Source organism: Gammaproteobacteria bacterium (genome assembly GCA_021648145.1).
Lineage (GTDB): Bacteria > Pseudomonadota > Gammaproteobacteria > JAADGQ01 > JAADGQ01 > S141-38.
In genome coordinates this window covers 1-26,124 of the sequence record JAKITI010000016.1, presented here as the reverse complement: position 1 = coordinate 26,124, position 26,124 = coordinate 1, and the positions used below count along the sequence as shown (strand labels likewise).

Below are 26,124 nucleotides of genomic sequence, written 5' to 3'. Positions count from 1 at the left end.
TCTTAAGGCCACGTAGAACTTACTAATTGATCTAACAGTTTTTCCAGTACGGAAACGAAACAGTCAATATCATTAATGCTGTTATCTTTCCCTAAACTAATACGCAGTGTGCAACGAGCAATTTCAGGGCTTATTCCCATAGCCAGCAATACATGGCTCGCCTGACCACTTTGACTGTGACAAGCCGAGCCACTGGAAACAGCAATATTTTCTTTGTCCAACTGCATCAACAAGGTTTCGCCTTCGATACCTGGCACAACAATCATCGTCGTATTAGGTAAACGTGGCGCATTTTGTGCAATCACTGATACGCCCGAAATTTTTTGAAGTTGAAGCTCCAGGTGATTACGCAACTCCATCAAATGAGTTTGCCGCGTATCAAGCTCATTTTTTGCCAGTGCAGCCGCCATGCCGAAACCCACAATACCGGCAACATTTTCAGTGCCACTGCGATACCCCATTTCATGACCACCGCCATGAATCAGTGGGCTTAACTCCAAAGACTTGTCAATAATCAAAGCACCGATGCCCTTTGGGCCATATAACTTATGTGCTGATAGTGTCATCAAATTTACATTTAATGCCTGAAAATCGACTTTGATCTTACCTGCTGCCTGTGCAGCATCAGTATGTACCACCACACTTGATTGTCGCGCTCTATCTGAGATAGCAGCAATATCCTGTATCACACCGGTTTCATTATTAGCCATCATGACGGATAACAAACTAGGCTTTGCCTTCAAAGTATGGTCAATCGCTTTTTCAGTGACACGCCCCGAGTCATCCACAGGAATGACATCCAATATCAAGTTACTTTTCAGTGAATCAGCCGTTTGCAACACAGAGTCATGCTCAACTGCACTCACAGCCAAATGCTGAGTTTCACCTAAAACAATACCTTTAATCGCCAGGTTGTTGGCTTCCGTGCCTCCACTGGTAAAAATCACCTGCGATGGTTGCACGTTGACCAAATCAGCCACTTGTTCACGCGCATAATCTATAGCAGTTCGTGCCAATCGCCCTTCACGATAAATACTGGAAGGGTTTGCATAACAGCTTTTTAAATAAGGGATCATTGCTGCAAGAGCTCGCTCATCCAGCGGTGTTGTTGCATTATGATCCAGATAGATACTCATGATTCAAATAGCATCTATTAAATATTAACCCATCTTCTGAAGCTGGCTCACTCGATCACGTAACTGTCCGTCCAAACGTTCAGCTATTTTTTTCACCTGACGATTTTTCACCAGATCACCCAGTGAAATCCCGCCCAGAAATTCACGTATACGTTTACTCAAATCACACCAGAGAACATGAGTCAGACAATCGTCACCATCCATACATCCCCCTTGAGACTCACAGCGAGTTGCATCAACTTTTTCATCAATCGCATCCAGTATTGCGAGCACCGTAATCTCTGACGCGGCAAGACTCAAACGATATCCACCCCCCGGGCCACGTGTACTTTCCACCAACTCACCCCTGCGCAAGCGTGTAAAAAGCTGCTCCAGATAGGAGAGTGATATACCTTGACGCCCCGAAATTTCTGACAACGACGTGGGTTTTTCTGTGGAGTTTATTGCTAAATCCAACATTGCTGTCACTGCATAGCGACCTTTTGTAGTCAATCTCATCTTTAAAAATTCCTTAATATTTTAAATACAAATTTGAAAAAAATCAAAAGATGTATTTGTTTTACATATTTAAACATTCCATACTAAATTAGTCAACCTTTAAGCTACTTAGTTTTGTTACTAATAGCGCTACCGCTATCCAGCACTTCCAACTCAGGTAAAGATATATCTTTTAACTCGACTCCCATACCCTTTAATGCATCATGCATCGCCTTCATATTGCGATCCATTGCATTGATATGATCCAACATGCAACCCACCGCGTGAGCGACTGGATCGGGCATCTCTTCTGCGCCGCCATAAGCATCAAATACCTTCTCTGCGATGGCATTTTGTCTGTTTTTAACCTCTTCTACAACACGCCCTGGCACACCTACGACAGTTGAATACTGAGGTACATCTTTAACAACCACAGCATTTGAGCCAATACGTGTGCCTTGTGAAATGACAACAGGCCCAATCACTTTAGCCCCAGCACCCACCACAACATTATCTTCCAGAATTGGGTGACGCTTTCCTTTTTTCCAACTCGTTCCACCCAATGTCACGCCATGGTATAAAGTACAATCATCACCAATAACAGCCGTTTCACCAATCACAACCCCCATACCATGATCAATAAAAAAGCGCCTACCAATGCGAGCACCTGGATGAATCTCCACACCAGTCAACCATCGGCTGACCATTGACATAAAACGAGCCACCCACTTTAACCCCAAGTTCCACAAAAAATGATTCATCCGATAATGCAGCAGAGCATGCAAACCCGGATAACAGGTTAACACTTCAAAAGTGCTTCTCGCGGCTGGATCACGTTCAAATACGCACTGAATATCTTCTTTAAGTCGCTCAAGACTCATAGTTGTCACTCATTATTAATTCCAAACTTATTCTATTAGTAGTATGTTAATTTTTTATCACGCGCTGCACAGATGTCAACATTCCACGCAATATATTCACTTCATTTTGTTCAAGCCGTACACGCTGATATAAACGCCGTACTTTGCGCATCAATAAACCAGGGCTGGATGGGTCAAGAAATTTTGTTTCAATCAAGACATCTTCAAGGTGATGATAAAACCGTTCGATTTCATCTGAGGTCGCATATTCATTCTCAGTCTTTGTTGTTTCTTTCAAACAACCTTTTTGTATATTTTGCTTTGCTACAAGTATTTCATAGGCAATCACTTGTGCCGCCGCCGCAATATTCAGTGATGAAAAATCTGGATTACAAGGGATATGCATCAAGTAGTGACACAACTCCAACTCCTCATTAGTCAGCCCCGAATGCTCTCGCCCAAACAGCACGGCAATCTGCGCATTCTCTTTCTCAGCCACTATTTTTTCAGCACTCGTTCGTGCATCCATCTGTGGCCAGGAAATAGTACGTAAACGAGCACTGGCTCCCAATACTAACGAGCAACCTTCAATCGCTTCACTGACTGTTTTACAAACCGTTGCATTCTCCAAAACACTGATCGCACCCGACGCACGTGCCGTTGCAATCGTTGAAGGAAAGTTTTGTGGATCAACCAAGTAAAGCTGTTCTAGGCGCATATTCTTCATCGCCCGTGCAACCGCGCCAATATTACCGGGATGAGATGTATTAATCAGAACAAAACGAATATTGGAGAGCATGACCCAAAATCCTAAACTTCAAGAATATGCGTAGTGTATCCTAAACTGTAAATTTCCCCATGTTTTTGTACAATGTTCCTATTATTTTATAACAACAGGCTGTAACCCAAAGATGGTTAATACTCTTCAAACACAAATCGAAGCACTTTTAAAAACAGTTATTGATGACAACCTACAACAGGATTTACTCAGTAGTGGCACTGTAAAAAAACTCGAAATCAATGGCGATACAGTCACGCTCGATATTGTATTCGGTTATCGCTCAACCCAAAATGAAAAATCGTTAAATGTAAAGCTGAGCCAAGCACTGGCTGCAATTGAAGGCATTCATAATGTCCACGTTACAGTCACATCAAAAATAGTGGCTCATACAACGCAAAACAACATCAAACCATTCAAAAATATCAAAAACATTATTCCAGTCGCTTCCGGTAAAGGCGGCGTTGGAAAATCAACAGTTTCGATTAACCTTGCCTTGGCATTGGCGGCTGAAGGAGCCAGTGTCGGCATTTTGGATGCCGATATTTATGGCCCCAGCCTACCACGCATGATAGGCAACACTGAAAAACCTGTATCAAACGATGGTAAATTGATGGAACCCATTTCAGCATGGGGCATTCAAGCGATGTCGATGGGCAACCTGGTTTCTGAAGAGACTGCAATGATCTGGCGCGGCCCTATGGTGACTCAAGCGTTGAACCAGTTAATGACAGAGACAGACTGGCACGATTTGGATTATCTGATTATTGATATGCCCCCAGGTACGGGAGATATTCAACTCACATTGGCACAAAAATTCCCCGTCAGTGGAGCACTCGTCGTGACCACTCCTCAAGATATTGCCCTGCTTGATGCACATCGAGCACTGAAAATGTTTGAAAAAGTTAATATTCCTGTGCTGGGGGTCATTGAAAATATGAGTACACATATCTGTAGCAACTGCCAACATGAAGAAGCCATTTTTGGCTCGGGTGGCGGTGAAAAGATGGCTCAACAAAACCATATTGAACTGCTCGGAAAATTACCGCTTGATATATCAATCAGAGAAAATGCAGATCGGGGTCAACCCAGCGTTGCCATTGAACCCGATAGCAAAATTGCCCAAATTTATCGTAAAATAGCACTTCGAGCCGCCGCACAACTTTCAAAACGCCCCAAAGACTACAGCAGTAAATTTCCTGAAATTGTAGTCAATAATTAACAACCAATAATTTATAAGGTTTATTCCAGAATATGAGCATTAAATCAGACAAGTGGATTCGTCAAATGGCTTCGCAGCACGGCATGATCGAACCCTTTGAACCAGGCCAGGTTCGAGAAGTGAATAATAACCGCATCATTTCCTACGGCACATCAAGCTACGGTTATGATGTACGTTGTTCTAATGAATTCAAAATTTTCACTAATATTAACTCAGCCATTGTTGACCCGAAAAATTTTGATGAAAACAGCTTTGTCGATGTGCAATCCGATGTATGCATTATTCCACCCAACTCATTTGCACTCGCACGCACCATAGAATATTTGCGAATTCCTCGTAGCGTGCTAACAATTTGCCTGGGGAAATCAACATATGCTCGCTGCGGGATTATTGTAAACGTCACACCTTTGGAGCCAGAGTGGGAGGGTCACGTCACATTGGAATTTTCAAACACCACCCCGCTTCCTGCAAAAATATATGCTAATGAAGGCGTAGCTCAATTCCTGTTTTTCGAATCAGATCAGGAGTGTGAGACATCCTACAAAGATCGAGGCGGCAAGTATCAAGGGCAAACCGGTGTGACTTTACCGAAAACATAGCATTCGGCGTTTTCTTAAAATACGAATTAAGAACAAAAAAGAAATATTGACACAAATTTTTGTGGCTATTGAGCGGATTGAACGCCGCTTTGCTCCCATCGAATCACCAGATGACTTTCTCGACACCGAAGAGGGTATCGACAAACTTGATGCCATTTTCATGATATTGGTCGCCACTGGAGAAAGCCTGAAAAATATTGATAAAGTGACAGTGACTAATCATAGTTACGCAGTTATTAGCCGAATTCAGGAGTATTTCAAAGTGATTTATTATCGGGTAAAATGGGGTCAGACTCGAATGGCACATGCTTAAGCATTAATAGAAGTAAATAAGCCAGAACAGGTCATATCATTTTTACCTGTCCTGGCAGTTATATCACTAATTATTTAATCACGCTCTTAATATCTTAGCGACGCAGGGGGGGCTAACTGGTCTCTGCCAATCACATCAACTTTGTTATCCCTTGCGATTGGTGTACCTATTTTAATGCCCAGTTCTTTAGCATCGTCCAGATTTTTGATACTGTTTAACATGACTTCTTTCTCCAGCGCATAAGTAAAATCCTTCTCAGAGATGACAATACTTAACGCCTCACTCTCACGTGCTTCCAATGTTTCGTAGCTGTAGCTGCCTGCAACGTTTACCCTAGGTGTAGGCTTGCATGCTTTTGCTATGGCAGTTTCGTAATCATGAAGAGCGGATAGAACGCCATTTGAAACGAAAAATACAAATGTAAAGCGAATGGTTTCACCTGCCTTAATAAGTTTTTCACGATGCCGAATGTGCATTGTATCGTCTTTATAGGCAAAATTTTGATCCTCAAATTCACCATCGGGATCTGTCTTCCATCGGGTATGGCCAACATCTTGTCTCTTTTGATCACAAACACCATAGCTGGTTGTTAGTCGGGTATGGTGCCCTGAACTCATCACTAAATTCCCCGATGGCATCACGTCATTGTATGTTCGGAATTCATCATATCCGGGGTGATCCTGATCTGGGTCTACAGCATGCATAAAGATAAAATTTTCCACATCGCGATGGTCTTCATTGGTAACGACAACATCAATTTTCATTATATTGCCATTTTGATACCAACTTTCTTCTTTCATAACTCGCATATTGCCAGCGTTCCAAACCGTTGTTGAACCAATGTTTCCAAAGCCTGAGCCACCAACATAGCCGACAACAGGCACTTGTAATCCCCAGCAATAATAAGTAGAGTTACCTAGGAACTGGTCACTGTCATTGTAGGCAATGCTTACCTGTTGCCAAGGGTTTCCAGGATAAGAGATAGGTATGCCATTAAAATCCATACCTTGCCCAACGGAGCGGTCATTCCACAGACCATGGCTGTTATAGGCCACCTCAAGGCCATTTCCAGTAAAAACAGCAGGGACTTTTTCAGCATGTGCAATGGTAGCGGATCCTGCAGCTAAAATAACACCGCTGAGAATAATATTTTTTACGATTTTCATTTTAATCTCCTTTTTAAAGTATCTGAAATATCAATTAAGTTCCTAAGCCCTTAATTGATTTTCAAATTGAAGATTAACATCTAGCCATTCATTTAAGCTGATAAAATTTCACAATATTTTTGTGAAAAATTCACTATATTTAACATCAGTGCTCCCCTATTTTTCAGCGTACAGCAACTGGTTATAGCCTTATGTGGACTAGTTAGAATTCTACTTTTCGCGGTACAGCGGTTGACTTTGTATATTTCTAAAAAGATCAAGCTGAGAAGCCTGAACCTGTAATTGCTATCTAACAGGCAAACCCTTCACTTGACTCAGCTCTGCTGAAAATCGGTTACCATCGGCTTCTATTTGCTGGATTTTAACTGGAAGATAGTTTAAAGATTTCGCGCACCACATTGTGGTGCTGCGTTCATCACCTTCACGAGCCACTATGATTGTGTCAAACTTTCCTGCAGGCGTTTCAATAGTCTCTTCACCACGCACACGAATATCATAAGTTTTTAACTTCCCACCATCAGCAATGGCATATTTCATCTGTTTTTTGCCTGCCGCTAAATCCTTCATCAAACTCAGTTGGTAAAGTAATTTATCCAATGTTCCATCAGTCAATGCCATTGTCCACGGATCACCATTAATTCGATTGGTCACTTTTTTAGCTTGCCAATCAAACTTCAACTCCACTTCTCTCTTTTTCCCACCGCCGGTATTTAAATAGCTAAACTCCAGTGGCTGCAAGCGCTCTCCCTGAAATTGCCAGATGCTTTTTTCCGAAACTTCTCCTTTCACAAAAAATGCAGCAAACCCGGTCGGCTTTGTTTTGGATTCATAAGTAAAGCGCCCTTGCTCTAGCTTTTTCAAGGTACGCCGAGTCTCACCAAATGTGATAAAACCTTTTTTAAGTTCGTAAACTGCTTCAAAACTTTCAGGAAATGAAGCACTTTTAGCGCTCGTCACAAGGCAAAAAAACAAAGCACTTCCAAGAAAAAAGGGAAAAAAAGTTCGACTCATACAATAAAATCTCATTATGATTCTGGTAGAATTCCAATCAGGCTACGATATATTATAAGCGCTTTCAACCACATATTTTGGGGTGAATATCATAAAATGAAAATCTGGGTCGATGCTGATGCCTGTCCTGTCGTGATCAAAGAAATTTTGTTCCGCGCCGCGCAGCGCACTGGAGTGCAACTCACACTTGTTGCAAACCAACCAATACCTACACCACCTGCACCGAACATAACATCAATTCAAGTTCCACCTGGGTTTGATGTCGCTGACAATGAAATTGTCAAAAGAGCCAGTGTAGGTGATCTTGTTATTACAAGTGATATTCCTTTGGCTGACGAGGTGATTGAAAAAGGAGCCTATGCACTTAACCCTAGAGGTGAACTCTACTGCGCAAACAGTATTAAGGCGCGCTTGAATATGAGAGATTTTATGGATACCTTACGAGGCAGTGGAATTCATACCGGTGGGCCACCCGCGCTCAGCCAAAGTGATCGACAAGCTTTTGCAAACCATCTGGATACGCTCTTAACCAAACATGGCTAAAACCAATCGCGTTGATGTACTTCTCAAAAATGCCAAAGACTCTTTATCCTCTAAGCATGATACAGCGGCCGTTGATGCAGAAATTTTGTTATGTCATGTGATTAATAAAAATCGCAGTTTTATCTATTCATGGCCAGAGCACACACTCACACAGCAGCAACAAGATGATTACCAACAACTTATCAAACAGCGTTTATCTGGGCAACCCGTCGCTTATCTGGTCGGCACACGAGATTTTTGGTCTTTAGAGCTCAATGTTTGTGCTGATGTATTGATTCCCCGCCCCGATACTGAACGACTCGTCGAGCTGGCACTGGAAAAAATACCCGTTAATACTAAATGGAAAATTGTTGATCTGGGAACGGGTTCAGGTGCGATTGCATTAGCCATCGCCAGTGAACGCCCTAACTGCCATGTTTATGCAGTTGACTGTTCACCCAGCGCCTTAGAAGTTGCAAAATCCAACGCCAAGCAACTTGAAATCAATAATATTGATTTTATAACAGGAAACTGGCTTGAGCCGCTCTTCGGAGATCAGTTTGGCATCATCGTCTCTAATCCTCCCTATATTGCCGAGCAAGATATTCATTTGACTCAAGGTGATATCAGGTTTGAACCCAGCAGCGCCTTGGTCAGCGGAAAAGATGGGCTGGATGATATTCGATTGATTATTTCCAGCGCGCCACTATTGTTAAAACATGGAGGCTGGTTACTGCTTGAGCACGGCTATAATCAAGGTGATGCTGTACGCAATCTTTTCATTCGTGAAAACTATACTCATGTCACAACACATCAAGATCTCTCAGGAAACGACCGAGTCACTCTGGGAAAACCAAGCTATATTACCAACGACTCTCTCCGCTAGAACCATCGTTATCTTTATCCCAATGCATCAGACCCGTGTTGGTTATTTCCAGCCAGCCATAACCCGCTTGAGCACCACCAGCGATAGGTGTTGCCCGTAAAGTGTAACGTGTTGCGTTAGTTGAAGACTGAATTGTTAAATCATAATATTTTGTTGAGCCTTGTTTTGGGCTTTGGGTGAAAGGTAACACAGGGTCTGTATTGTCACCTGTAGTCGAACAAAGCCCATCTACCCCCTTATACTGATAACAGCTATTATCAGTATAAAACTTTTCCATAAATTGACTTAACTCCAAAAGTGCCGCCTGTGCATCACCTTTTCGTGACTTTTTAACCTGCTCCACATAAGATGGGTAGGCAATACTGGCCAGTATCGCCAATACAACCAAGGCGATCATCAGCTCAATAAGCGTGAACCCTTTTTGATGATTAATCACTCTCTCTCTCTGCCTTTTTAGCCTCATCAAAATATTTACTTGTTTGCATATCACGCTTTTCGAAAGAGTTCCATATCTGTTGATTACGCAGTTCTTCTATCCTTAAGCGCTCTGAAATCTCTTCTTTGCTCAACACGTCACCTGCTTTAAAATTAAACGTGGCCGTTACTGTCACTTTATGCTCTTTGCTATCTGTTTCTTCGGCAGCCATGAGCGATGTACTGCTTAAAAGCAAAGCACTTATCACAAGAATTTTTTTCATTGAAAATCTCCAAAAACTTGTTATTGAATCAATTCGCGCCAGGAATTACGACCTGAGCGCTGACCACCTGTGACCTCAATTCCATCCATAACACCCGTTGTGTTATCCGTTTTTTGAGGTGCATTAGGTATAAGGTCGATTTTATTCGGACCCGTAGTGGTCAGAGATACCCTATTAGGCTCCCCAAACCCAGCGTGTATATGACGATCACGACTTCCAAATTTCCCATCCGGAAATTGACCTGTTGCTAAATCATATAAATAGTAATAAGCCACATCCAGGGAACTACAGGCACCTGTAGTAAGTGCCAAAGCCACAGGCAGAACGACTGCATCACCAGCAAGAGCAGCAGCATCAGTGATCACTGCGCCTGGAGGCAATGAAGGAATTCCTGTGGTTTTAAGTGTGAAATACCCATCAGTATCAGTCCCGAGTGAACCCGTTGAGTCGGCTGTATAATCTCCATCAGCATCCCATGACCCTGCATTATTCGTTGCATCAGAACTGCTGGTCCATGCTCTGCGCCATACGGGCACATCAGCTGTTGCAGAATTGCTATCATGATCAACATAGTCTTCTCTAAAAATGGTCAGACGTGATGTTGACTGAGTTCGTAAATAACGTTTTTCATCACTGCTTGTTGTGATACCTAGGTATGTCAATTCAGATGATGGAAAAGTTGCTGGAACAAAATTTCCTAATTTAGCCGTTGTCAAGTTTAAATCAGCAAGTAAAACACTATCCGCTTTCAATACTCCACTTCCATCCAACAACTCCGTACGATAAACATTGCCATTTTCATCGCCAAGGTAAATTTCATCATCTCCTGAAATCAGTGGTACAGCGGTTATTTTGAAAGAAAAACCTGTCACAACCACTTCGTCACTTTTTTTGGCAACATTGCGTATGACTAATGTTGATGCACCAGCACCATTGTTCACGACATAAATTGCATAAACCTTACTGTCATGACGCCACAACTGGGGCTCACCATCTCCTGGAGAGGTATGGCCTGTATATTCTTCACTCCAAGCCATCTTTTTCAATTTTCCATTATCTTTCAGCCTTAATGAGTAATACATTGCACCTGACCTGGCTGCTCCCACAATATATGTTTTATAATCATCACCACTTTTTTTTCTGGCATCCACTGCATAAAAGCGGCCATCCATATAGTTACCAAACTGAAAAGTGCTATAGGTTTGCATATGCTTGACTATACTTCGTGGAGTCCAGCCCCAGAGCAAGTCACCATCGGACTGCTTAAAGGCATACAAAAAACCATCGTCCGAACTGGTTAATACGAGGGGAATACGATCAAGTTTTCTGGCCTTAACATAAGTACGATAATCTGAATCACGCCACAAAGCAGGATCACTCGGTGAACCCAAAGCCATGGTGTAGTTATTTTCCCCAATAGTGCCTAACAAACTGCTATATTTTCGATTCAGGAGGTACGCTTCGTTATCATAGGATGGATCAAGCGTATACTTCTTGATCGTCGCTACTGTTGGCGTACCACTGGCTACAAAAGCAGCATCATCTAGGGATTTAAACTTTTTAAGATCACCATCAGACTTTGTTGACCATAGCCTGCTTTTACGCTCAGCGACTGTCATTTGATCTGCTGCATCCCAACTTAAAGTTAAAGCATCATTATTATCAACTTCATAGGCTCTGAGATGCCCCGCACTTGGCGATTGCTCACTCCCTGCCAGAAAAACCTTGCTACCCGCTTTGGTAACAGTGGGGATAGCCGGAGCCACTTCACTCACTTCACCGCTCAGACCAATAGTGCTTAATGTACTGGACAGAGCATTTTTAAGCTCTTGCGGTGTACCCGCAACATACGCTTCAGCAGGAGAGCCATTAACAGCAGGGTTTCCATTAGCTGCAATCAGGTTTGCCTGGTCAATATCACCAATGTTATTTGACATGATGACTACATGAACCCGAACACCCAGATCATCATATAATTTGGCTGCTATCTCTTCTGGTTTAGCATAAACTCTATTGCCGTCAACAGTTTCCCAGCGAGCATCTTCCTTTCCATCATAAAACAGCAAGATATTATTGCTTCGACAACTATCATATAGAGTATCAGCCTCTTTATAAGCACTGAAATAGGCATAAGCACTCATGAGTGATTGATAAATCGGTGATTGATTCGCCTGCCATGGGTGTGAGCTGGCAGCAATACCTTTACTTCCAGCTATAGTCTGAGTTGCAGGATTGTAATCATTACCATCAAGCCCCATCTGTTGATAACCCATAAACCCCTTTATTTTTGCCCTGTTATCAGCGTATCCCAATGCCGGATCAGGAAGATCCAGGAATATGCCCATGTGGCGTGAATTTGAGGGCAAATCTTCCCCCATGGTTTTAACATATCGATACAACTTGTCAGGATCGTTAACATCAGTTGTATTAGGGCATAAATTACGGCTGTCATCACAAGGGTCCGTTACACCTGAAGGATAAGAGGCTGTCATGCACTCATCTGTACCGACTCCTGCTCCATCACAATCCCTTTTATAGATCGTTTTACCAGACCATCCAGTCATTGCTCCAATTTCAGCATCCGTCGTATTAGCGCTAACGCCCATCCAGTAGTATGGTATTTGTGAAAAATAGGCTGGTGTCAAACTAGGGTTTCCTGAAAGAGGCCCCCACGCTCTAAGCTGATCACTAACTCGTGCAGTTTGAGTAATAATATTTTGAGCTGAAAGAGGTGACGCACAATTAGTAACATAATCAGAAATTGACCTATCATCGCCTGCTCTGTCAACCAACAAGCCGTTTGCGTCAAACAAATAGCCGTCTGGTGTAGAGTAACGTAGACCGTAGCCTGAACTAACCCCTGGGTATGCGTGACGATAAGGTCGATTGGCATTATAAAATGCTACAAACCTATTCATCTGTGAGTTATACGATACTCTGCACAGGTAATGTTCAATCACAGGGAGATTGACATCAACTTCAGCCTGACTGCGTGCCCCCGTAACATTACGCACCCCCCAAGGCCAACGATCTCCATCAATACTACACTCTGTACGACTATATGACTGATCTTTTGCTCCACTCCGGTATTTTAACCGAAGCGGCAATCCACCATCACCACCGTTATTGTCAAGAAACGTTGTAAAACTATCGTCTAAAAAACCTCGGCCTGTCTCATAATATTTACCACTAGCTCCTCCCAAAGCAGGATTTCCATACATTGGGCTTCCTGAAACAGGATAAGCACAAGGGGTCACTAAACCAGAGTTACTATAGTCATTCCCTGTTACGCTTTCAGGAGCCTTCCAATCAAACCATTGCCGCCACCATTTCATTGAAGAAAAATTAGTCATATCACTTGCAAACACATTTTTGTCAGGCGTTGAAGCTTTAAAAATATCATTTCCGGCTGGGTGTGTTGGGTGCAGTGAGGCAGGGTCTGCAGGGTTACCTCTGTTAGTCAGATTCGCAAAAGGGTTACCTCCAGGTGGAAGAACTTCAGGATAAGTTGCAGTGCTCATACGTTCCATAGTGGCCATTGACAAGCCAAACATTTGCCTGAATGTAGAAAATCCAATATTGATATCACCCGTAAGGCTATCATTATTTAAAATCTCCAGAAAGGCCTTCTTACTCTGATAAAGCTTTGAATCAGGCTGGTTACCATGTAGCCCAGTTCTCAGGAAAGTCCCACTGCTATTCCACGGTGCGGGCGCTGGCGAAGCATTACCAAGATTCCATTGATCGAAGCCACCATCATCAAAGCGATAATAATCATCACGTGTTACTCCATCGTTATCAGTATCTATACGTGGGTAAGTTGAGTCATCCATTTCACGATGCATCGAAAATGCAGTGCTGAAAATAATCATCAAATTAGGGGCGACCGTGGTTGTATTAGTCGTCGCATTGACATTGGGCGTTATCAACAAACTCAGTATTATGGTGACACTACATATTTTTCGATAAAAACGCATAATTTCGATCCTCTTATCGTATTAAACAGAGCCTTAAAGCCCTACATCAACATTAAATAAAGTCTGGATTTTCACAGTGGTGTTTTCTTCCTCACCATAGCCCAGGCTGGTCACTACAAATGTCGCCACTAATCCACCTGGCGCACTGCTGCTTTCAAAGCCTTTACGTTTCTCAAGATTAAGCAGTACAACTTGTTGGCGCGGGTCTTTTGCTATCGCACTGTTCGTACCAAAAAGAGATGTTTTCTGAGCGGAAGTTAATGCCTGATTTTTTACAACACCACTTTCCCAGACCTTATATGAGCTATCCCAAGGCTTGGCATTACCACCACTATCTTTACAATCAGTAGACAGGGTGCTTAAATCCTCGACAAACAGGTCACACCACTCCGTAAGGTCTATATTAAAAATATCCCCACCAATGTCATCGAATACTTTTTGCTCTGTCCAGGAAGCTGTTGTTTCTGCTGTTTGAAATGCTATCTGCCTATCTTGAGAGTTTTTTGCCATACGCTCTTGCGTTCGCGTACCATGTGTTGAGCTCACACCTAATAATGTAATAACTAATAACACCAACAAACTGATCATCAGCACCGCACCGCTCTGTTTTTTCATTTCAACCATCACAACTCCTAATTTCTTAACGTCACAGTTGTTGTTACAACACGCCGCCTTAAACGGTCTGTATAGGAGCCACTTGTTGTTCCTAACAGAGTATAATTTTGTGTCAAATCACTGCTCTCGACAGCAATCGTGGTATTAAATAGCAGTGCCAGACGCACACTCACAACCTCGCTCCAGTCTGTAATCGCTGCCGCATTGGCATAACGATTCGCCGCACCATTGGCATCATCATCCAGGCCATACAAAATCTGCATATCATCAACACCCTCAGCCAATACCTGCTCGGCCACAGCGGTCAACTCAGCACCTGTTGCTGCATCTCTCACTTCAGACCGGCAGACCAAGTTGCTGCCACTAATATAAAAATTTATATTAGTCACCTCTCCGACAGTCAATGCAGTGCCAAGGCAATTATCTGATGCACCGAGAATGCTACCCAGATAACGAAAGGTTACTGAATCAGGAGCGCCGCTGCTACCATTAACGCCTTGAATAACCTGCCCTGCCAATACTCCGGGAACTGCGGGTGCTGGTGCCATCAAAGTTCCACCTATAATCAGTGAAAAGTCATCTTCTATGGAATTGGATGAAGCATCTCGATACCCCGCCAAACGCATATAACGCCCAACCATATCTAAAGCAAAGCGTGAATTTTCCTGCAGTATAGAAAAACCTTCATTAGCCTGGTGGGACAACCTGTGACTTTGAAAAGCTTGAATCAGCCCCGCAGTAAGAATCATGCCGACAATCAAAGCCACCATCACTTCGACTAAAGAAAAGCCATATTGCTTCATGAGTGGTTTCATAAAGTAAACCTGAAGTCAAAGCTCATGGGTAATCCTTCAAGATCATTCCAGCTAATTGTCACGGTATGGGGTGAAGTTTCAGTGCATGGGGCATCACTGCATACAATGGTTCCGGTTCCAGCAGGTAAATACTCTGCAAGTGCGGATAACCAACCATACTGAGATGCAGCAATATTAGCTAAAGCAAACTCTGCTTCTGTGCATGTTGATCCAGCAGGAAAAGTTGTAACGCAATTGAAACCAAGCGGACTATCATCTTCGCTTCCTGTCACTGCTGCATAAGCTCCATTACCCACTGCGACTGGATTAGCACGCATTCGATCAGCAATATCATAGGCTAAAAACACGGCCTGACTGCGCAGGTAGGCATTGCTGTTATTTTGAGCGTTTGTTATTTGCAAGGCAGCAACTCCCAGAATACCCACGCCTAAAACGGCCATAGAGACCAATACTTCGATCAGAGTGAAACCTCTATTTTTTATATTCATCAAGTGCATGAGTTCACCGCAGCATTCACATCAGCATGATCACCTTCAACTGTTCTGATGCGTCCAATTTGAGAGATAATGACAACACGCGCCTTGCCTTTGTCTGTTGCAAAGACTTTTATTCGATCATCACAGAGAATAAGTTGTCCGTTCGTTGCAGTGGCATAACCTGAAGCCAGAAAAGTCACACGATCAGTGACTGAACCAAACTGACCACGCAAAGTGCGGTTTGAGCCTTCCAAAGGAGCGTGAATTTGAAACGGCATTTCATCTACTGTCAGATCAGCAGAGTAATCCACCACACTATCGGCATCTTTATCAACAAAAGCGATCCATCCCTGCTCCCACCCTCCTGAGGTTGTACAAGCGGGCTCTGCCACCGTTGGGTTATTACTTTTACATACCGTCACTCGAATACTTTGTTTAAGTGCTTCACTTCGCGCGGCATTTAATGTACGAACGAACTCATTCACCGCTGTTGCCATTTGATTATCGCTCACGGTGCTTTGAAAGCTTGGAATGGCGACCATCATCACAATGCTGGCGACTGAAAGGGTGACCATGAGTTCAATCAATGAAAAACCTGTAGAGTACTTCCCTGTCTGGCTTGTACTACTTTGCATATAATTTTCACCTCACCTATGCATGACGGTTTTTTGTCAGCTATGTACGTATCTAAGTATCGTTCGTTCTATCCAGAACTTGAAAATTGACTGGATGTGATTTAATTCACAACTCTCCACTATTCAGGAATTTTTCACTAAATCCCTGACGCTATTTGGATTAACGGCACTGGAAAGCTCAACAAAATGTGCATAGTATGATTTACATCATGCTTGGTGGCGGCTAAAAACAGACAATTAGGAAGTTGAAAATGAAAAAAACAGGTTTTAGTTTGATTGAACTCATGATCGCTGTAGCAATTATTGGCATATTAGCCGGAATTGCTTATCCGAGTTATGTCGATAGCGTTAAAAAAAGTCACCGTGCGGATGCTCAAGGGGCATTAATGGATTTTGCAGCATCAATGGTGCGTTACCAATCTCAAAATCTCACTTATGTCGATGCAGCGACAACTGTGCCCGGCCCACCTAAAACAACTATTTTTGCAACGCAGGCTCCCGTTCACTCTAATAAAAAAACTTATAACTTAGCAATACAAGTGGTCACGGCATCGACTTATAAATTGCGTGCAACACCGATTAGTGGTGGGTCACAAGATGGTGATGGTTACCTGGAGCTGCTCTCTACGGGGCAGAGAAACTGGGATAAAGATAATAACGGAATAATCGTTTCAGCAGAGAAAATATGGTAATAAAACAGAATGAGAGGGTATTAATAAAAGCAGGTGCAGGTATGGCATAGGCCCTGTTTTTTTAATTATCGTGCCCCATACCCACAAACTTAAATTATAGTTTTCTATCTTATTAAATGTGCATGTGTAGCGAATAATTTATGAAATCAGAGTACTTGTACATTGATGAAAAACTCAAAATTTACATGTAAATTTTGAACTGCAGTTCAAAAAATGTATGCTTTTATTGAATTCAGGATATAAGAAATGCCGTTATTGGAAATTTTACTTCTGTAGACTCACGCACTGATATTGGCGCTTTATGGGAAAATTTTTTAGTCAGCGAGAGAAGGAAATACTTATCATACCAACAGGATTTCACAACCCGATCTTACTTTTGGAGAGCACATCAACAACAGGAGGTAGACTATCTTGAAGAGACTCACAACAAACTACATGCCTGGGAGTTCAAATGAAACCCAAAAGCCAGAGTTAAATTTCCAGCCTCTTTTTTAAAGGCCTACCCTGATAGTAAAACAGCATTTGTTAACGCTGATAGTTTTGATGAATTTCTTGGAGTCACATGAATCTGAGAACATAGCACAAAACTGCTTTTCACTGATGCTACCGTAATAATCAGCTATATTTGTGACTCCGAACACAGCCCAGCCTTCTCTGCCATTATTCACTTAACATTTATAAGTTCCTGACGCTATTAGTGAGTAATAGATCTGTGTATTAGGCTGAATTATGAAAAGCACACTTGGGTTCACACTGATAGAAAACATGGTCACTTGCTGTAGCAGCAATTACCCACACAGCGTGTTAATGGCACTTAAATGATGGCGATACGCTCTTCAGGATTTTCATTAATCGAAGTTCTTGTGACGATGATCGTTATCTCTATCGGCCTACTGGGTCTGGCCGGTCTGCAAGCCAGCAGCCTAAAGCACAACAACAGCGCCTACCAACGCTCACAAGCAACCTTTTTGGCCTACGAGATGCTGGATCGCATGCGTGCCAACCCCATGGGCATTGATGCCAATGCCTACAACAGCATTGATACAGGTAGCCTGCCCAGCGATCCTGGCTGCATTATCTCCAGCTGCTCCCCGGCCAATCTGGCCGACAATGATGTTGGAGAATGGTCCATCAACCTTGCCGCCACATTGCCCTCGGGGCGTGGCACGGTCACTGGTACTAGTGCCAGCTTGCCGCATACCGTTACCGTGATGTGGGACGACGCACGCAACGGTGCCACAGGTATCAGCTGCGACCCAACTGACCCTAACGACATGATATGCCTGAGCATCTCAGGGCAAGTGCTTTACAGCCGTTAACCCCTATTACCGAGAACTGTTTATACACACAAAATGAAAGATACACGCAACACATCCAGACATCAGACCGGACTGACCCTCATCGAAATTATGGTGGCTATGGTCATCAGCTTGGTGCTGATGGCTGGGGTGTTGCAAATTTTCTTGGCCAACAAAAAAAGTTTCTTGGTGCAGGAGTCACTGTCAAGGATGCAGGAAAATGGCCGTACCGCTATGCGTATTTTGGCGGATGACCTGCGCATGGCCGGATACTGGGGGTGCCGTAGCCAGGATATTTCTATCACCGATAATCTCGACAACGGAGGTACGGGATATATAAATCTGCTAGGCCAGGGCGGCCTCGGTGGCACCAACAATGCTGGCCTCAACAGCTCCGACACCGTTACTCTGCGGGGCGCACTAAGCGATGGCATGAGAGTCACCGCCCCCTTCATGCCTACAGCATCTTCCGTCCTCCATGTTGCCGATGCTTCGGGGCTGGCAAAGGGAGACATAATGCTAGTGACCAACTGCGAGGCTGGCGACTTATTTCAGATATCCAATAATAACCCCTCTGCCTCAAATACCCTGAATCACAATACCGGTGGAGGTACTTCGCCGGGCAACAACACCTCCAGTATGAGCCAGCAATATCAAGGAGGTGCCATGGTTTACCAGGTACGCGAAGCGACATATTCCATCCAGGCGGGTGCCAGCGGCGAACCCGCTCTGTTCCGCTCAATAAACGGTACTTCTGCGGTGGAGCTGGTGGAAGGAATCGAGGATTTGCAAATCCAGTTTGGTGAGCTACTTGATGCCACCAACGGTGCCATGCGTTATGTGAGTCCTGGTACCGGTAGTCTAAAAATAGATCAGGTCAACAGCTTGCGCGTCACCCTGATAGTACGCAGTGAATCCAGCAATGTATCCCCCAAGGGTGCCAGTGGTGATGGCCGTCTGCGGCGTACCTTCAATAACACCATTAGTATTCGCAACAGGAATCCGTAAGCTATTATGCACCCCACCACTGACAACAAATCGCTGACGGTTTTCGCCGGTAAAACACCCCTGGCCAAAGTACAAGCCGGTGCCTCTCTCATCATCAGTTTGATGTTGCTGGTGGTGCTGACCCTGCTGGGTTTGTCGGGCATGCAATCCACAATAATGCAGGAGCGCATGTCCAGTAATTCACGTGACACAATGCTTGCCTTCCAGGCTGCGGAAAGCGCCGTACGTGAAGGGGAGAGCTGGATAAATAGCCAGATACAAGCACCAGGCACAGTAAATAGCTGCGCCAGTGCTCCTTGTGACATCTTTAAATTAAATGCGACAGACTTAACCAACATGACAGACAAGTCACTCAGCTGGTGGCAGTCTAACGGTCGCAACTACAGCAGCACCCTCAATGGGCTGGCTGCCAGCCCACGTTTTATTGTTGAACAAAATAGCACGTCCCGGGGTAGTTTGGTGATGGGTACTGGGCAATCACGCTCCCAGCGTGTGATTTACCGCGTTACCGCCCAAGGCATCGGCGGCACCGACACCGCGCAATCCATCATCGAAACAATGTATGCCGAACGCTTTTACGGCTCACAATGAGGTTTCATGTTATGAAAATGCCACACATTTTTACTACAGCCATTCTCGCTACAAACATTCTGGCTATGGGTTTGTTAACCACCGCCACAACGGGTATGGCCGCAACCCTGAATCTTTCTGATTCCCCATTATTTGCCGCGCAATCTGCTCCGCCGCTTACCCTGATGACGATGGGTCGTGACCACAAATTGTATTACGAGGCTTACAACGATGCCTCTGATCTCAATAGTGATGGAATATTAGACGTGGGTTACAAACCGACAGTCATTGATTATTACGGCTATTTCGGCTCTAACTTATGTTACGTCTACAACTCGACCAACAGCCGCTTTGAACCCAGCGCCACCACAGTTACCAAAAAGTGCGTGGGTGCTAACGAATGGTCCGGCGACTTTCTGAATTACCTCACGACCTCGCGCATTGATGCCCTGCGCAAAGTGTTTTACGGTGGCAGCCGTTCCACAGACACCGTTTCTACGACGGTACTGGAACGTTCCTACATTCCACAGGATGCCCATAGCTGGGGCAAGGAATACGCCAGCATCGCCACAGATGGTTACGATATTCAAGAATATTCACCACTTAACCTGCCCGTCTCAGGTACACGTCACTTGTTTGCCAATACCACTCTAGTGAGCAGCAATGACCCGCCCCTTTTCCGAGTATTGAATGATAGTTATTTTCGCATCTGGGAATGGGTCTCCAAAGAACGCCCTGTGGCGGGCAGCACTTGCGGCGATACAAACTGCGCACAAACTGCGAGTAGCTGGCAAATTGTGCCCGCCAGCTCCGACCCAACGGTAGCAGGCCTGGAAAATCTTACTCAAACAACATACGATACCCATCACTACGGCTCCTACCCCAGCAATACGGCTGATTACGACGCGCTGGAAGCCTCTTATGCTACTGCTGGAAACAAGTTTGGCTCAGGCAATGTCAGCACAATCAATGGTAGCGGCAACCCATACGGCAGCAACGATAATTACCTGACGATCTTTGAAGGTATACTGGTCATTCCTCCTGGCGAAGCAGGTATTTACTCCTTTGCAGTGGATGGTGACGATGCAGTCGATGTCATTATCGATGGCTTTGTTGTCGCTGATTGGTATGGTGCCCACGGTAAATGCAACTGTCAAACCCACAGTGGCACACGGTTCCTGTCCGTCGGCAATCACACAATCAAATTTCGCCACCAAGAAACTGGGGACGGTGACAATTATTTCCTCTATTGGCAGAAAGCCCGTCCCGCTTCGACCATTAGTGATTACGTCGTCCGCACTCAGGTTTGTGTCGCAGGTCTATTGGAAGCCAACTGCCAGGTTTACCCTAACGGTAACTACAAACCTGTCGGCCTGCTGCAAAGCTACGGTGAAAACGACAGCATGTACTTCGGTCTGCTAACCGGATCCTACGAAAAAAATATGTCCGGTGGCGTTCTGCGCAAAAACGTTGGTTCCATCACAGACGAAATCAACGCCAATGATGGCACCTATACCAGCACCATTGGTGTGATTGGTACCATGGATCGTTTGAGAATCGCTAATTTCCGCTATGGAAGCAAAGACTACGCACCTGGCTGGCCTGGCGCATGGGTGACCAATGGTCCGATGACAGAAGGTGTGATTACCGACTGGGGTAACCCGGTTGCCGAAATGATGTATGAAGGTATGCGTTATTTTGCTGGCAAGGCAACGCCCACACCTGAGTTCAATATTGCCAGCTCAGGGAATGATGATGCGACCCTGGGTCTGCCGTTGCCAAGCTGGATAGATCCGTATGGCACCAGTGGCTTTCCCGCCTGTGCAAAACCTTTTCAGATCGTGATTGCGGACATCAATCCGTCCTATGATTCCAATCAACTGCCGGGCAGTTATTTCGGTGGTCTCGCTAGCGATATGAGCGGCGTAAACGTATCAACACTCGCCAATACGATTACCAGCGGTGAAACAGGTATTGTTGGCAACCACTTCATTGGCCAATCAAATGCCGTCTATGATGGCGCACCCACCAGCAAGACCGTCACCAGCCTCGGCACTATCCGCGGCCTGGCACCGGAAGAACCCACCAAAGAAGGCAGTTACTACTCAGCGAGTATCGGTTATTACGGCACCATTAACGATGTCAATCCAGCCATGGGTGACCAGAAGATTGATACCTTCTCTGTCGCGCTTGCTTCACCATTGCCAAACATCGACATCCCAATGGCTGGCGGCGGCAACATCACTCTGGTGCCATTTGCCAAATCCGTGGGCGGCTGCCTGGGTATCACCCCGTCTGTGAGCGATTTCCAGCCCACCAACACCATCGTGGATTTTTATGTCGAAACCCTCACGCCAACCTACGGCAAATTTCGCATCAACTACGAAGATGTGGAGCAGGGTGCTGATCATGATATGGATGCCATTGCGGTGTACGAATACGTTGTCAATGGCGATGGCACAGTAACCATCAATATGACTTCCACTTATGCCTCCGGCTGTATCGTTCAGCATATGGGTTACATCATCTCTGGCACCACCGCCGATGGTACCTATCTGGAAATACGCGATGTAGACACTGGTGCCAGCAGTGACCCTGACTATTTTCTGGATACCCCTAACATTGCAGGTGATCCCTTACCACTTGTGGCATCACGCACATTCACCCCTGGTAACTCGGGTACTTCCGCCACATTCCTCAAAGATCCATTGTGGTATGCCGCCAAGTGGGGCGGATTCCAGGAAGATAGTGCCTCTGCCAACAACCTGCCCGACATGACCTCCGAGTGGGATAGCGACGGCGATGGTGACCCAGACAATTATTTCCTGGTGACCAATGCGTTAAACCTGAAAAAACAGCTATCCAATGCCTTTAATGAAATCATCGCGCGCAGCGGTGTATCGGCCAGTGCCGCAGCGCTGACCAGCGGTGAAATCAGCTCGGATACTGCCCTGATCCAGTCCACCTTCGATACCGGTACCTGGACGGGCGACCTGAAAGCCTATTCCATAATATCTGATCCGGCTCTGGGCGTAGTGGGCAGTATCAGCAGCACGCCCAGCTGGTCGGCGGTGGACAACATCCCCACTTTTGGATTACGGGTGATCCTCACTCATGACGGTTCGGCAGTATCTGGCGCGGGCGTGCCTTTCCGCTGGAACAGTGGTATTTCAGTTACGCAGCAGGCCATGTTGAATAACAACTCCAACGGTGTTGTCGATGGCCTGGGTTCCGACCGTGTTGATTTCTTGCGCGGTAAAACCGGCATCAGTGGCTTCCGCGATCGGGTCGATTTAAATGGCAATAGCCACGTTCTCGGCGACATGGTCAATTCCAGCCCGGTCTTTGTGGGCAATCCCAATTCCTTCTTCCCAGACACATGGGGAGCGGGCGCACCGGAAAATGCCGTGGCCTATTCCACTTTTCACAATACATATCACAGCTCGCCCCGCACTCCCATGGTGTATGTCGGCGCCAACGACGGCATGTTACATGGCTTCGATGCTTCAACCGGCAGCAGCAAGGGTACGGAAATGATGGCCTATGTACCCAACGAAGTCTATTCACGGCTTAGCGCCCTGACCTCGCCCAGCTACAGTCACAAATATTATGTAGATGGTACACCCACGATATCCGATGCCTTCTTTGGCGGTTCGTGGCATTCCGTACTGGCTGCGGGTCTCAATCGTGGTGGCCAGGCCATTTATGCACTGGATGTAACCAGCGCCAGTTTCACGGAAAGCAACGCTGCCTCCACCGTGCTGTGGGAGTACGCTGACAAAGACGATACCGACACCGATGCTGACATGCAATATGCATTGGGTTACACCTACAGCAAACCCGCGATTGTGCGGCTCAATAGCGGCACCTGGGGTGCAGTATTTGGTAATGGTTACAACAACACAGAGTCTGACGGCGCTGCCAGCACCACCGGCGATGCGGTGTTGTACATCCTCGACATCTCCAACGGTTCAGTGATCCGCAAGATCAACACCCAGGCAGGCATGGCAGAAGACCCCACTGGTGCCGGTCGTGCCAATGGCTTAAGCGATGTGGCTCCAGTTGATACCAATGGTGACCACATTGTTGACGTGGTCTACGCTGGTGACCTGTTTGGTAATATGTGGAAGTTTGACCTGAGCAGTAGCAGCTCCAGTAGCTGGAGCGTGGCCTACTCACAAGGCACTACGCCAAAACCACTGTTCGTTGCCAAAGATGCCAGTGGCAACGCGCAACCCATCACCAGCCAGCCGGAAGTGGGTTATGCCCCTAACGGCTCGGACTTGATGGTCTACTTCGGTTCGGGCAAATATCTGGAAGCTACCGATAACACTGCCACCGGTTCACAAAGCCAAAACTTCTACGGCATTATCGACAGCGGCAGCCGCATAACCGGTACCCCCGCCATCGAACTATTAGAACAAACCATCTCCACCGTGATTAACACCACGTGTGTGGATATTGCTTCCAACTCTGCAAACTGTGAAATCCGGGTCACCAGTGACAATACTATGGCCAGTGGTGACAAGGGCTGGTTTATGCAGCTACCAGAACCTGGTGAACGGGTCATTTACCGCCCGCTGCTGATGGGAGATGTCATAGTCTTTGTGACCCTCATTCCCAGCGGAAATCTGTGTAATCCTGAAGGTACTGGTTGGCTCATGGAGCTGGATGCCGCAGACGGTGGTCGTCTGCAAGAGTCACCCTTTGACATTAATGGCGACGGTCTGTTCGACGATAATGACAGAGTGACCTACGACGATGTTGAATTACCTGGTAGCGGACGCCTTATTCAGGGTGGAGCCCCCTCCGGCACACCCGCTATTCTTAACGATGGCAAATCTGATTCTGATCTCAAATACCAAAACACCAGTAGTGGTACCACTGAGGTCATTCGTGAAAATACCTTTGGTCAGGGCACCGGCCGTCAGGCCTGGCGCCAAATCAAATAACCAACGAGCACACACGTCATGATAAACAGAGTCCATTCTGATACTTGCATAGGGCATTTTCCGCCCGGTGCACAAGCCGGTTTCACCTTAATCGAAATGATGATCACCCTGTCTATAGCCGCTATTTTGCTTACAGTAGCTGTACCCAGCTTTCAGACCACCATCGCCAATAACCGGCTAGCCACGCAAACCAATAACTTGGTCACAGATATCAATATTGCCCGCAGCGAAGCGGTTAAACGCGGCACAAATGTAGTGCTATGTACTAGCGCCAGCCCCAGTGCCACCACCCCCATCTGCACGGGCAGTGGTAATACCTGGACATCAGGTTGGATTATCTTTGTGAATGGCATAAGTGATACAGATGCCACCCAATTTGCCGCCACCACCGATACTCTCATCAAGGTCGGTAACAGCGTGAACGGTGACACCACCATACTTACCGGCGCTACACTCAACGCCTTTATTTATTCTGCGGATGGCAACAACGCCGGTGCTGTAGCCAACTTCGCTATTTGCGATAGCCGAGGTGTAAATTATGGTCGGCAAATCCGCATCAGTGCCACCGGACGGCCGCGTTTGATTAGCGGTAGCAACACAGCTCCACTAGGCAGTTGCACTGCGCCAGGCTAAACATCGCATCACACGCATTGAACTCACAAGACAAGGTAAAATCATGTACATTCCGTTGACCGCCCGCACACAATCCACGCACATAATGCACGGCTTTACCCTGATCGAGCTGATGATCACCGTTGCTATCATCGCCATCCTCGCCTCCATCGCTCTGCCCGCTTACCAGGACTCGGTAACAAAAGCACGCCGTACCGATGCCCAGGGCGCCTTACTGGGTTTGGCCAACGCCATGGAACGACACTTCATCAGCAACAGCTCGTTTCAGGGTGCGGCCGGCACTCAGGGTTCACCTACTGACACCGGCAGCCCGTGGATATTTTCCAGCACCTCACCCGTTGACGGCGGCACAGCGGCCTACAACCTCACCATTGCGGCCACCGCAAGCATCTACACCCTGACCGCCACACCCACCGGCCGACAGGCCGGCGATGGCGTTATGACACTGAGCAATGCCGGTGCTCGCCGCTGGGACGAAGGCAATGACGGTTTTGGAGCCACAGATAACGATTGGAACGTGAATTAGAATTAAATGACAAAGCCAGCGACAGCCCCTTAAGGAAAATACGATAGTTTCGAGCACTTAAAAAGAGCTGGGTTTGTTCTGGGTGTGGAGCTTGTTGAGAATCAGAAGGAGTCATGATGTGCTCGTTCCTAATTAAAAAGACCCTTTAGTTTATCTTGCACTTCATCAGCTGCTTTCTCTTTTAAAGCTTCCTGTTTCTCTTTAAGCTTTTTCTCAGCTTCTGCTTTTTTTGCATCCGCCTTGGCTTTTAACTCTGCTT

25 protein-coding genes and 1 pseudogene are annotated in these 26,124 nt (G+C 45.7%); 13 read left to right on the top strand and 13 right to left on the bottom strand.

Annotation, left to right across the window (positions count from 1 at the left end):
• Nucleotides 1-2: 2 nt before the first annotated feature.
• The 4 genes from L3J70_10320 to trmJ all read right to left on the bottom strand — a co-directional run bounded on the left by L3J70_10320 (nucleotide 3) and on the right by trmJ (nucleotide 3,272).
• The gene (locus tag L3J70_10320; protein MCF6236746.1) at nucleotides 3-1,136 is read right to left on the bottom strand and encodes a cysteine desulfurase; all 1,134 of its coding nucleotides are present in this window, start codon (nucleotides 1,134-1,136) and stop codon (nucleotides 3-5) included.
• A gap of 24 nt (nucleotides 1,137-1,160) precedes the next feature.
• Entirely contained in the window at nucleotides 1,161-1,634 is a 474-nt protein-coding gene (locus tag L3J70_10315) for an Rrf2 family transcriptional regulator (GenBank protein ID MCF6236745.1), read from the bottom strand.
• Between the two features lie 104 nt (nucleotides 1,635-1,738).
• On the bottom strand, nucleotides 1,739-2,494 hold the full coding sequence (gene cysE, locus L3J70_10310) for a serine O-acetyltransferase (GenBank protein ID MCF6236744.1): 756 nt from the start codon (nucleotides 2,492-2,494) through the stop codon (nucleotides 1,739-1,741).
• Between the two features lie 46 nt (nucleotides 2,495-2,540).
• Nucleotides 2,541-3,272, bottom strand: coding sequence for a tRNA (cytosine(32)/uridine(32)-2'-O)-methyltransferase TrmJ (gene trmJ, locus L3J70_10305; GenBank protein MCF6236743.1), 732 nt, complete (start codon nucleotides 3,270-3,272; stop codon nucleotides 2,541-2,543).
• A 112-nt stretch (nucleotides 3,273-3,384) separates the two neighbouring features.
• On the opposite strand from trmJ, the gene apbC reads away from it, so the two are divergent.
• From apbC to L3J70_10290, 3 genes are read left to right on the top strand one after another with little or no spacing between them, the layout of a single operon-like run.
• Complete coding sequence (gene apbC / locus L3J70_10300) at nucleotides 3,385-4,473, top strand: iron-sulfur cluster carrier protein ApbC (GenBank protein ID MCF6236742.1); 1,089 nt, start codon at nucleotides 3,385-3,387, stop codon at nucleotides 4,471-4,473.
• A gap of 32 nt (nucleotides 4,474-4,505) precedes the next feature.
• Nucleotides 4,506-5,072 (top strand): dCTP deaminase, encoded by a 567-nt coding sequence (gene dcd / locus L3J70_10295; GenBank protein MCF6236741.1) that lies wholly within the window; start codon nucleotides 4,506-4,508, stop codon nucleotides 5,070-5,072.
• 46 nt (nucleotides 5,073-5,118) lie between these two features.
• Complete coding sequence (locus L3J70_10290) at nucleotides 5,119-5,385, top strand: hypothetical protein (GenBank protein ID MCF6236740.1); 267 nt, start codon at nucleotides 5,119-5,121, stop codon at nucleotides 5,383-5,385.
• Between the two features lie 86 nt (nucleotides 5,386-5,471).
• On the opposite strand, the gene L3J70_10285 is transcribed toward L3J70_10290, so the two are convergent.
• Both L3J70_10285 and L3J70_10280 read right to left on the bottom strand, forming a co-directional pair.
• A complete protein-coding gene (locus L3J70_10285) occupies nucleotides 5,472-6,551 on the bottom strand; it encodes a hypothetical protein (GenBank protein ID MCF6236739.1) in 1,080 nt (359 codons plus the stop codon).
• A 285-nt stretch (nucleotides 6,552-6,836) separates the two neighbouring features.
• Nucleotides 6,837-7,562 (bottom strand): DUF3108 domain-containing protein, encoded by a 726-nt coding sequence (locus tag L3J70_10280; GenBank protein MCF6236738.1) that lies wholly within the window; start codon nucleotides 7,560-7,562, stop codon nucleotides 6,837-6,839.
• 96 nt (nucleotides 7,563-7,658) lie between these two features.
• Between L3J70_10280 and L3J70_10275 the strand changes: the two genes are divergently transcribed.
• Together L3J70_10275 and prmC are read left to right on the top strand one after the other, a co-directional pair.
• A complete protein-coding gene (locus tag L3J70_10275; GenBank protein ID MCF6236737.1) occupies nucleotides 7,659-8,105 on the top strand; it encodes a YaiI/YqxD family protein in 447 nt (148 codons plus the stop codon).
• Nucleotides 8,098-8,970: a peptide chain release factor N(5)-glutamine methyltransferase gene (prmC, locus tag L3J70_10270; GenBank protein MCF6236736.1), complete on the top strand. Its 873-nt coding sequence runs from the start codon at nucleotides 8,098-8,100 to the stop codon at nucleotides 8,968-8,970. Before L3J70_10275 ends, prmC begins: the two co-directional genes overlap by 8 nt.
• Here the strand turns inward: prmC and L3J70_10265 are convergent.
• From L3J70_10265 to L3J70_10235, 7 genes are read right to left on the bottom strand one after another with little or no spacing between them, the layout of a single operon-like run.
• Entirely contained in the window at nucleotides 8,948-9,406 is a 459-nt protein-coding gene (locus L3J70_10265; protein ID MCF6236735.1) for a type IV pilin protein, read from the bottom strand. The two genes, prmC and L3J70_10265, sit on opposite strands and share 23 nt — an antisense overlap.
• Nucleotides 9,399-9,668, bottom strand: coding sequence for a hypothetical protein (locus L3J70_10260; protein MCF6236734.1), 270 nt, complete (start codon nucleotides 9,666-9,668; stop codon nucleotides 9,399-9,401). Before L3J70_10260 ends, L3J70_10265 begins: the two co-directional genes overlap by 8 nt.
• Before the next feature lie 20 nt (nucleotides 9,669-9,688).
• The gene (locus tag L3J70_10255) at nucleotides 9,689-13,645 is read right to left on the bottom strand and encodes a hypothetical protein (protein ID MCF6236733.1); all 3,957 of its coding nucleotides are present in this window, start codon (nucleotides 13,643-13,645) and stop codon (nucleotides 9,689-9,691) included.
• A gap of 33 nt (nucleotides 13,646-13,678) precedes the next feature.
• Complete coding sequence (locus L3J70_10250) at nucleotides 13,679-14,269, bottom strand: PilX N-terminal domain-containing pilus assembly protein (GenBank protein MCF6236732.1); 591 nt, start codon at nucleotides 14,267-14,269, stop codon at nucleotides 13,679-13,681.
• Nucleotides 14,270-14,277: 8 nt separating this feature from the next.
• Nucleotides 14,278-15,075: a PilW family protein gene (locus L3J70_10245; GenBank protein MCF6236731.1), complete on the bottom strand. Its 798-nt coding sequence runs from the start codon at nucleotides 15,073-15,075 to the stop codon at nucleotides 14,278-14,280.
• Nucleotides 15,072-15,563, bottom strand: coding sequence for a type IV pilus modification protein PilV (gene pilV / locus L3J70_10240; protein ID MCF6236730.1), 492 nt, complete (start codon nucleotides 15,561-15,563; stop codon nucleotides 15,072-15,074). The genes L3J70_10245 and pilV (L3J70_10240) overlap by 4 nt, the downstream gene beginning before the upstream one ends.
• Nucleotides 15,563-16,186 (bottom strand): GspH/FimT family pseudopilin, encoded by a 624-nt coding sequence (locus L3J70_10235; protein MCF6236729.1) that lies wholly within the window; start codon nucleotides 16,184-16,186, stop codon nucleotides 15,563-15,565. The genes pilV (L3J70_10240) and L3J70_10235 overlap by 1 nt, the downstream gene beginning before the upstream one ends.
• A 251-nt stretch (nucleotides 16,187-16,437) precedes the next feature.
• Between L3J70_10235 and L3J70_10230 the strand changes: the two are divergent.
• From L3J70_10230 to L3J70_10195, 8 genes and pseudogenes are all read left to right on the top strand, one after another.
• Nucleotides 16,438-16,545: pseudogene (locus L3J70_10230) on the top strand (prepilin-type N-terminal cleavage/methylation domain-containing protein).
• Between the two features lie 27 nt (nucleotides 16,546-16,572).
• On the top strand, nucleotides 16,573-16,878 hold the full coding sequence (locus tag L3J70_10225) for a type IV pilin protein (protein ID MCF6236728.1): 306 nt from the start codon (nucleotides 16,573-16,575) through the stop codon (nucleotides 16,876-16,878).
• An 818-nt stretch (nucleotides 16,879-17,696) separates the two neighbouring features.
• Nucleotides 17,697-18,197 carry a type IV pilus modification protein PilV gene (gene pilV, locus L3J70_10220; protein MCF6236727.1) on the top strand — a complete coding sequence of 167 codons (501 nt, stop codon included), beginning with the start codon at nucleotides 17,697-17,699 and terminating at the stop codon, nucleotides 18,195-18,197.
• 33 nt (nucleotides 18,198-18,230) lie between these two features.
• Nucleotides 18,231-19,184 carry a PilW family protein gene (locus L3J70_10215; GenBank protein MCF6236726.1) on the top strand — a complete coding sequence of 318 codons (954 nt, stop codon included), beginning with the start codon at nucleotides 18,231-18,233 and terminating at the stop codon, nucleotides 19,182-19,184.
• A gap of 6 nt (nucleotides 19,185-19,190) precedes the next feature.
• Nucleotides 19,191-19,775, top strand: a complete 585-nt coding sequence (locus L3J70_10210) for a PilX N-terminal domain-containing pilus assembly protein (protein MCF6236725.1) — start codon at nucleotides 19,191-19,193, stop codon at nucleotides 19,773-19,775.
• A gap of 65 nt (nucleotides 19,776-19,840) precedes the next feature.
• A complete protein-coding gene (locus L3J70_10205; protein MCF6236724.1) occupies nucleotides 19,841-24,706 on the top strand; it encodes a hypothetical protein in 4,866 nt (1,621 codons plus the stop codon).
• Nucleotides 24,707-24,724: 18 nt separating this feature from the next.
• Nucleotides 24,725-25,339 (top strand): GspH/FimT family pseudopilin, encoded by a 615-nt coding sequence (locus L3J70_10200; protein ID MCF6236723.1) that lies wholly within the window; start codon nucleotides 24,725-24,727, stop codon nucleotides 25,337-25,339.
• Between the two features lie 85 nt (nucleotides 25,340-25,424).
• Entirely contained in the window at nucleotides 25,425-25,865 is a 441-nt protein-coding gene (locus L3J70_10195; protein MCF6236722.1) for a prepilin-type N-terminal cleavage/methylation domain-containing protein, read from the top strand.
• Nucleotides 25,866-26,124 lie beyond the last annotated feature (259 nt).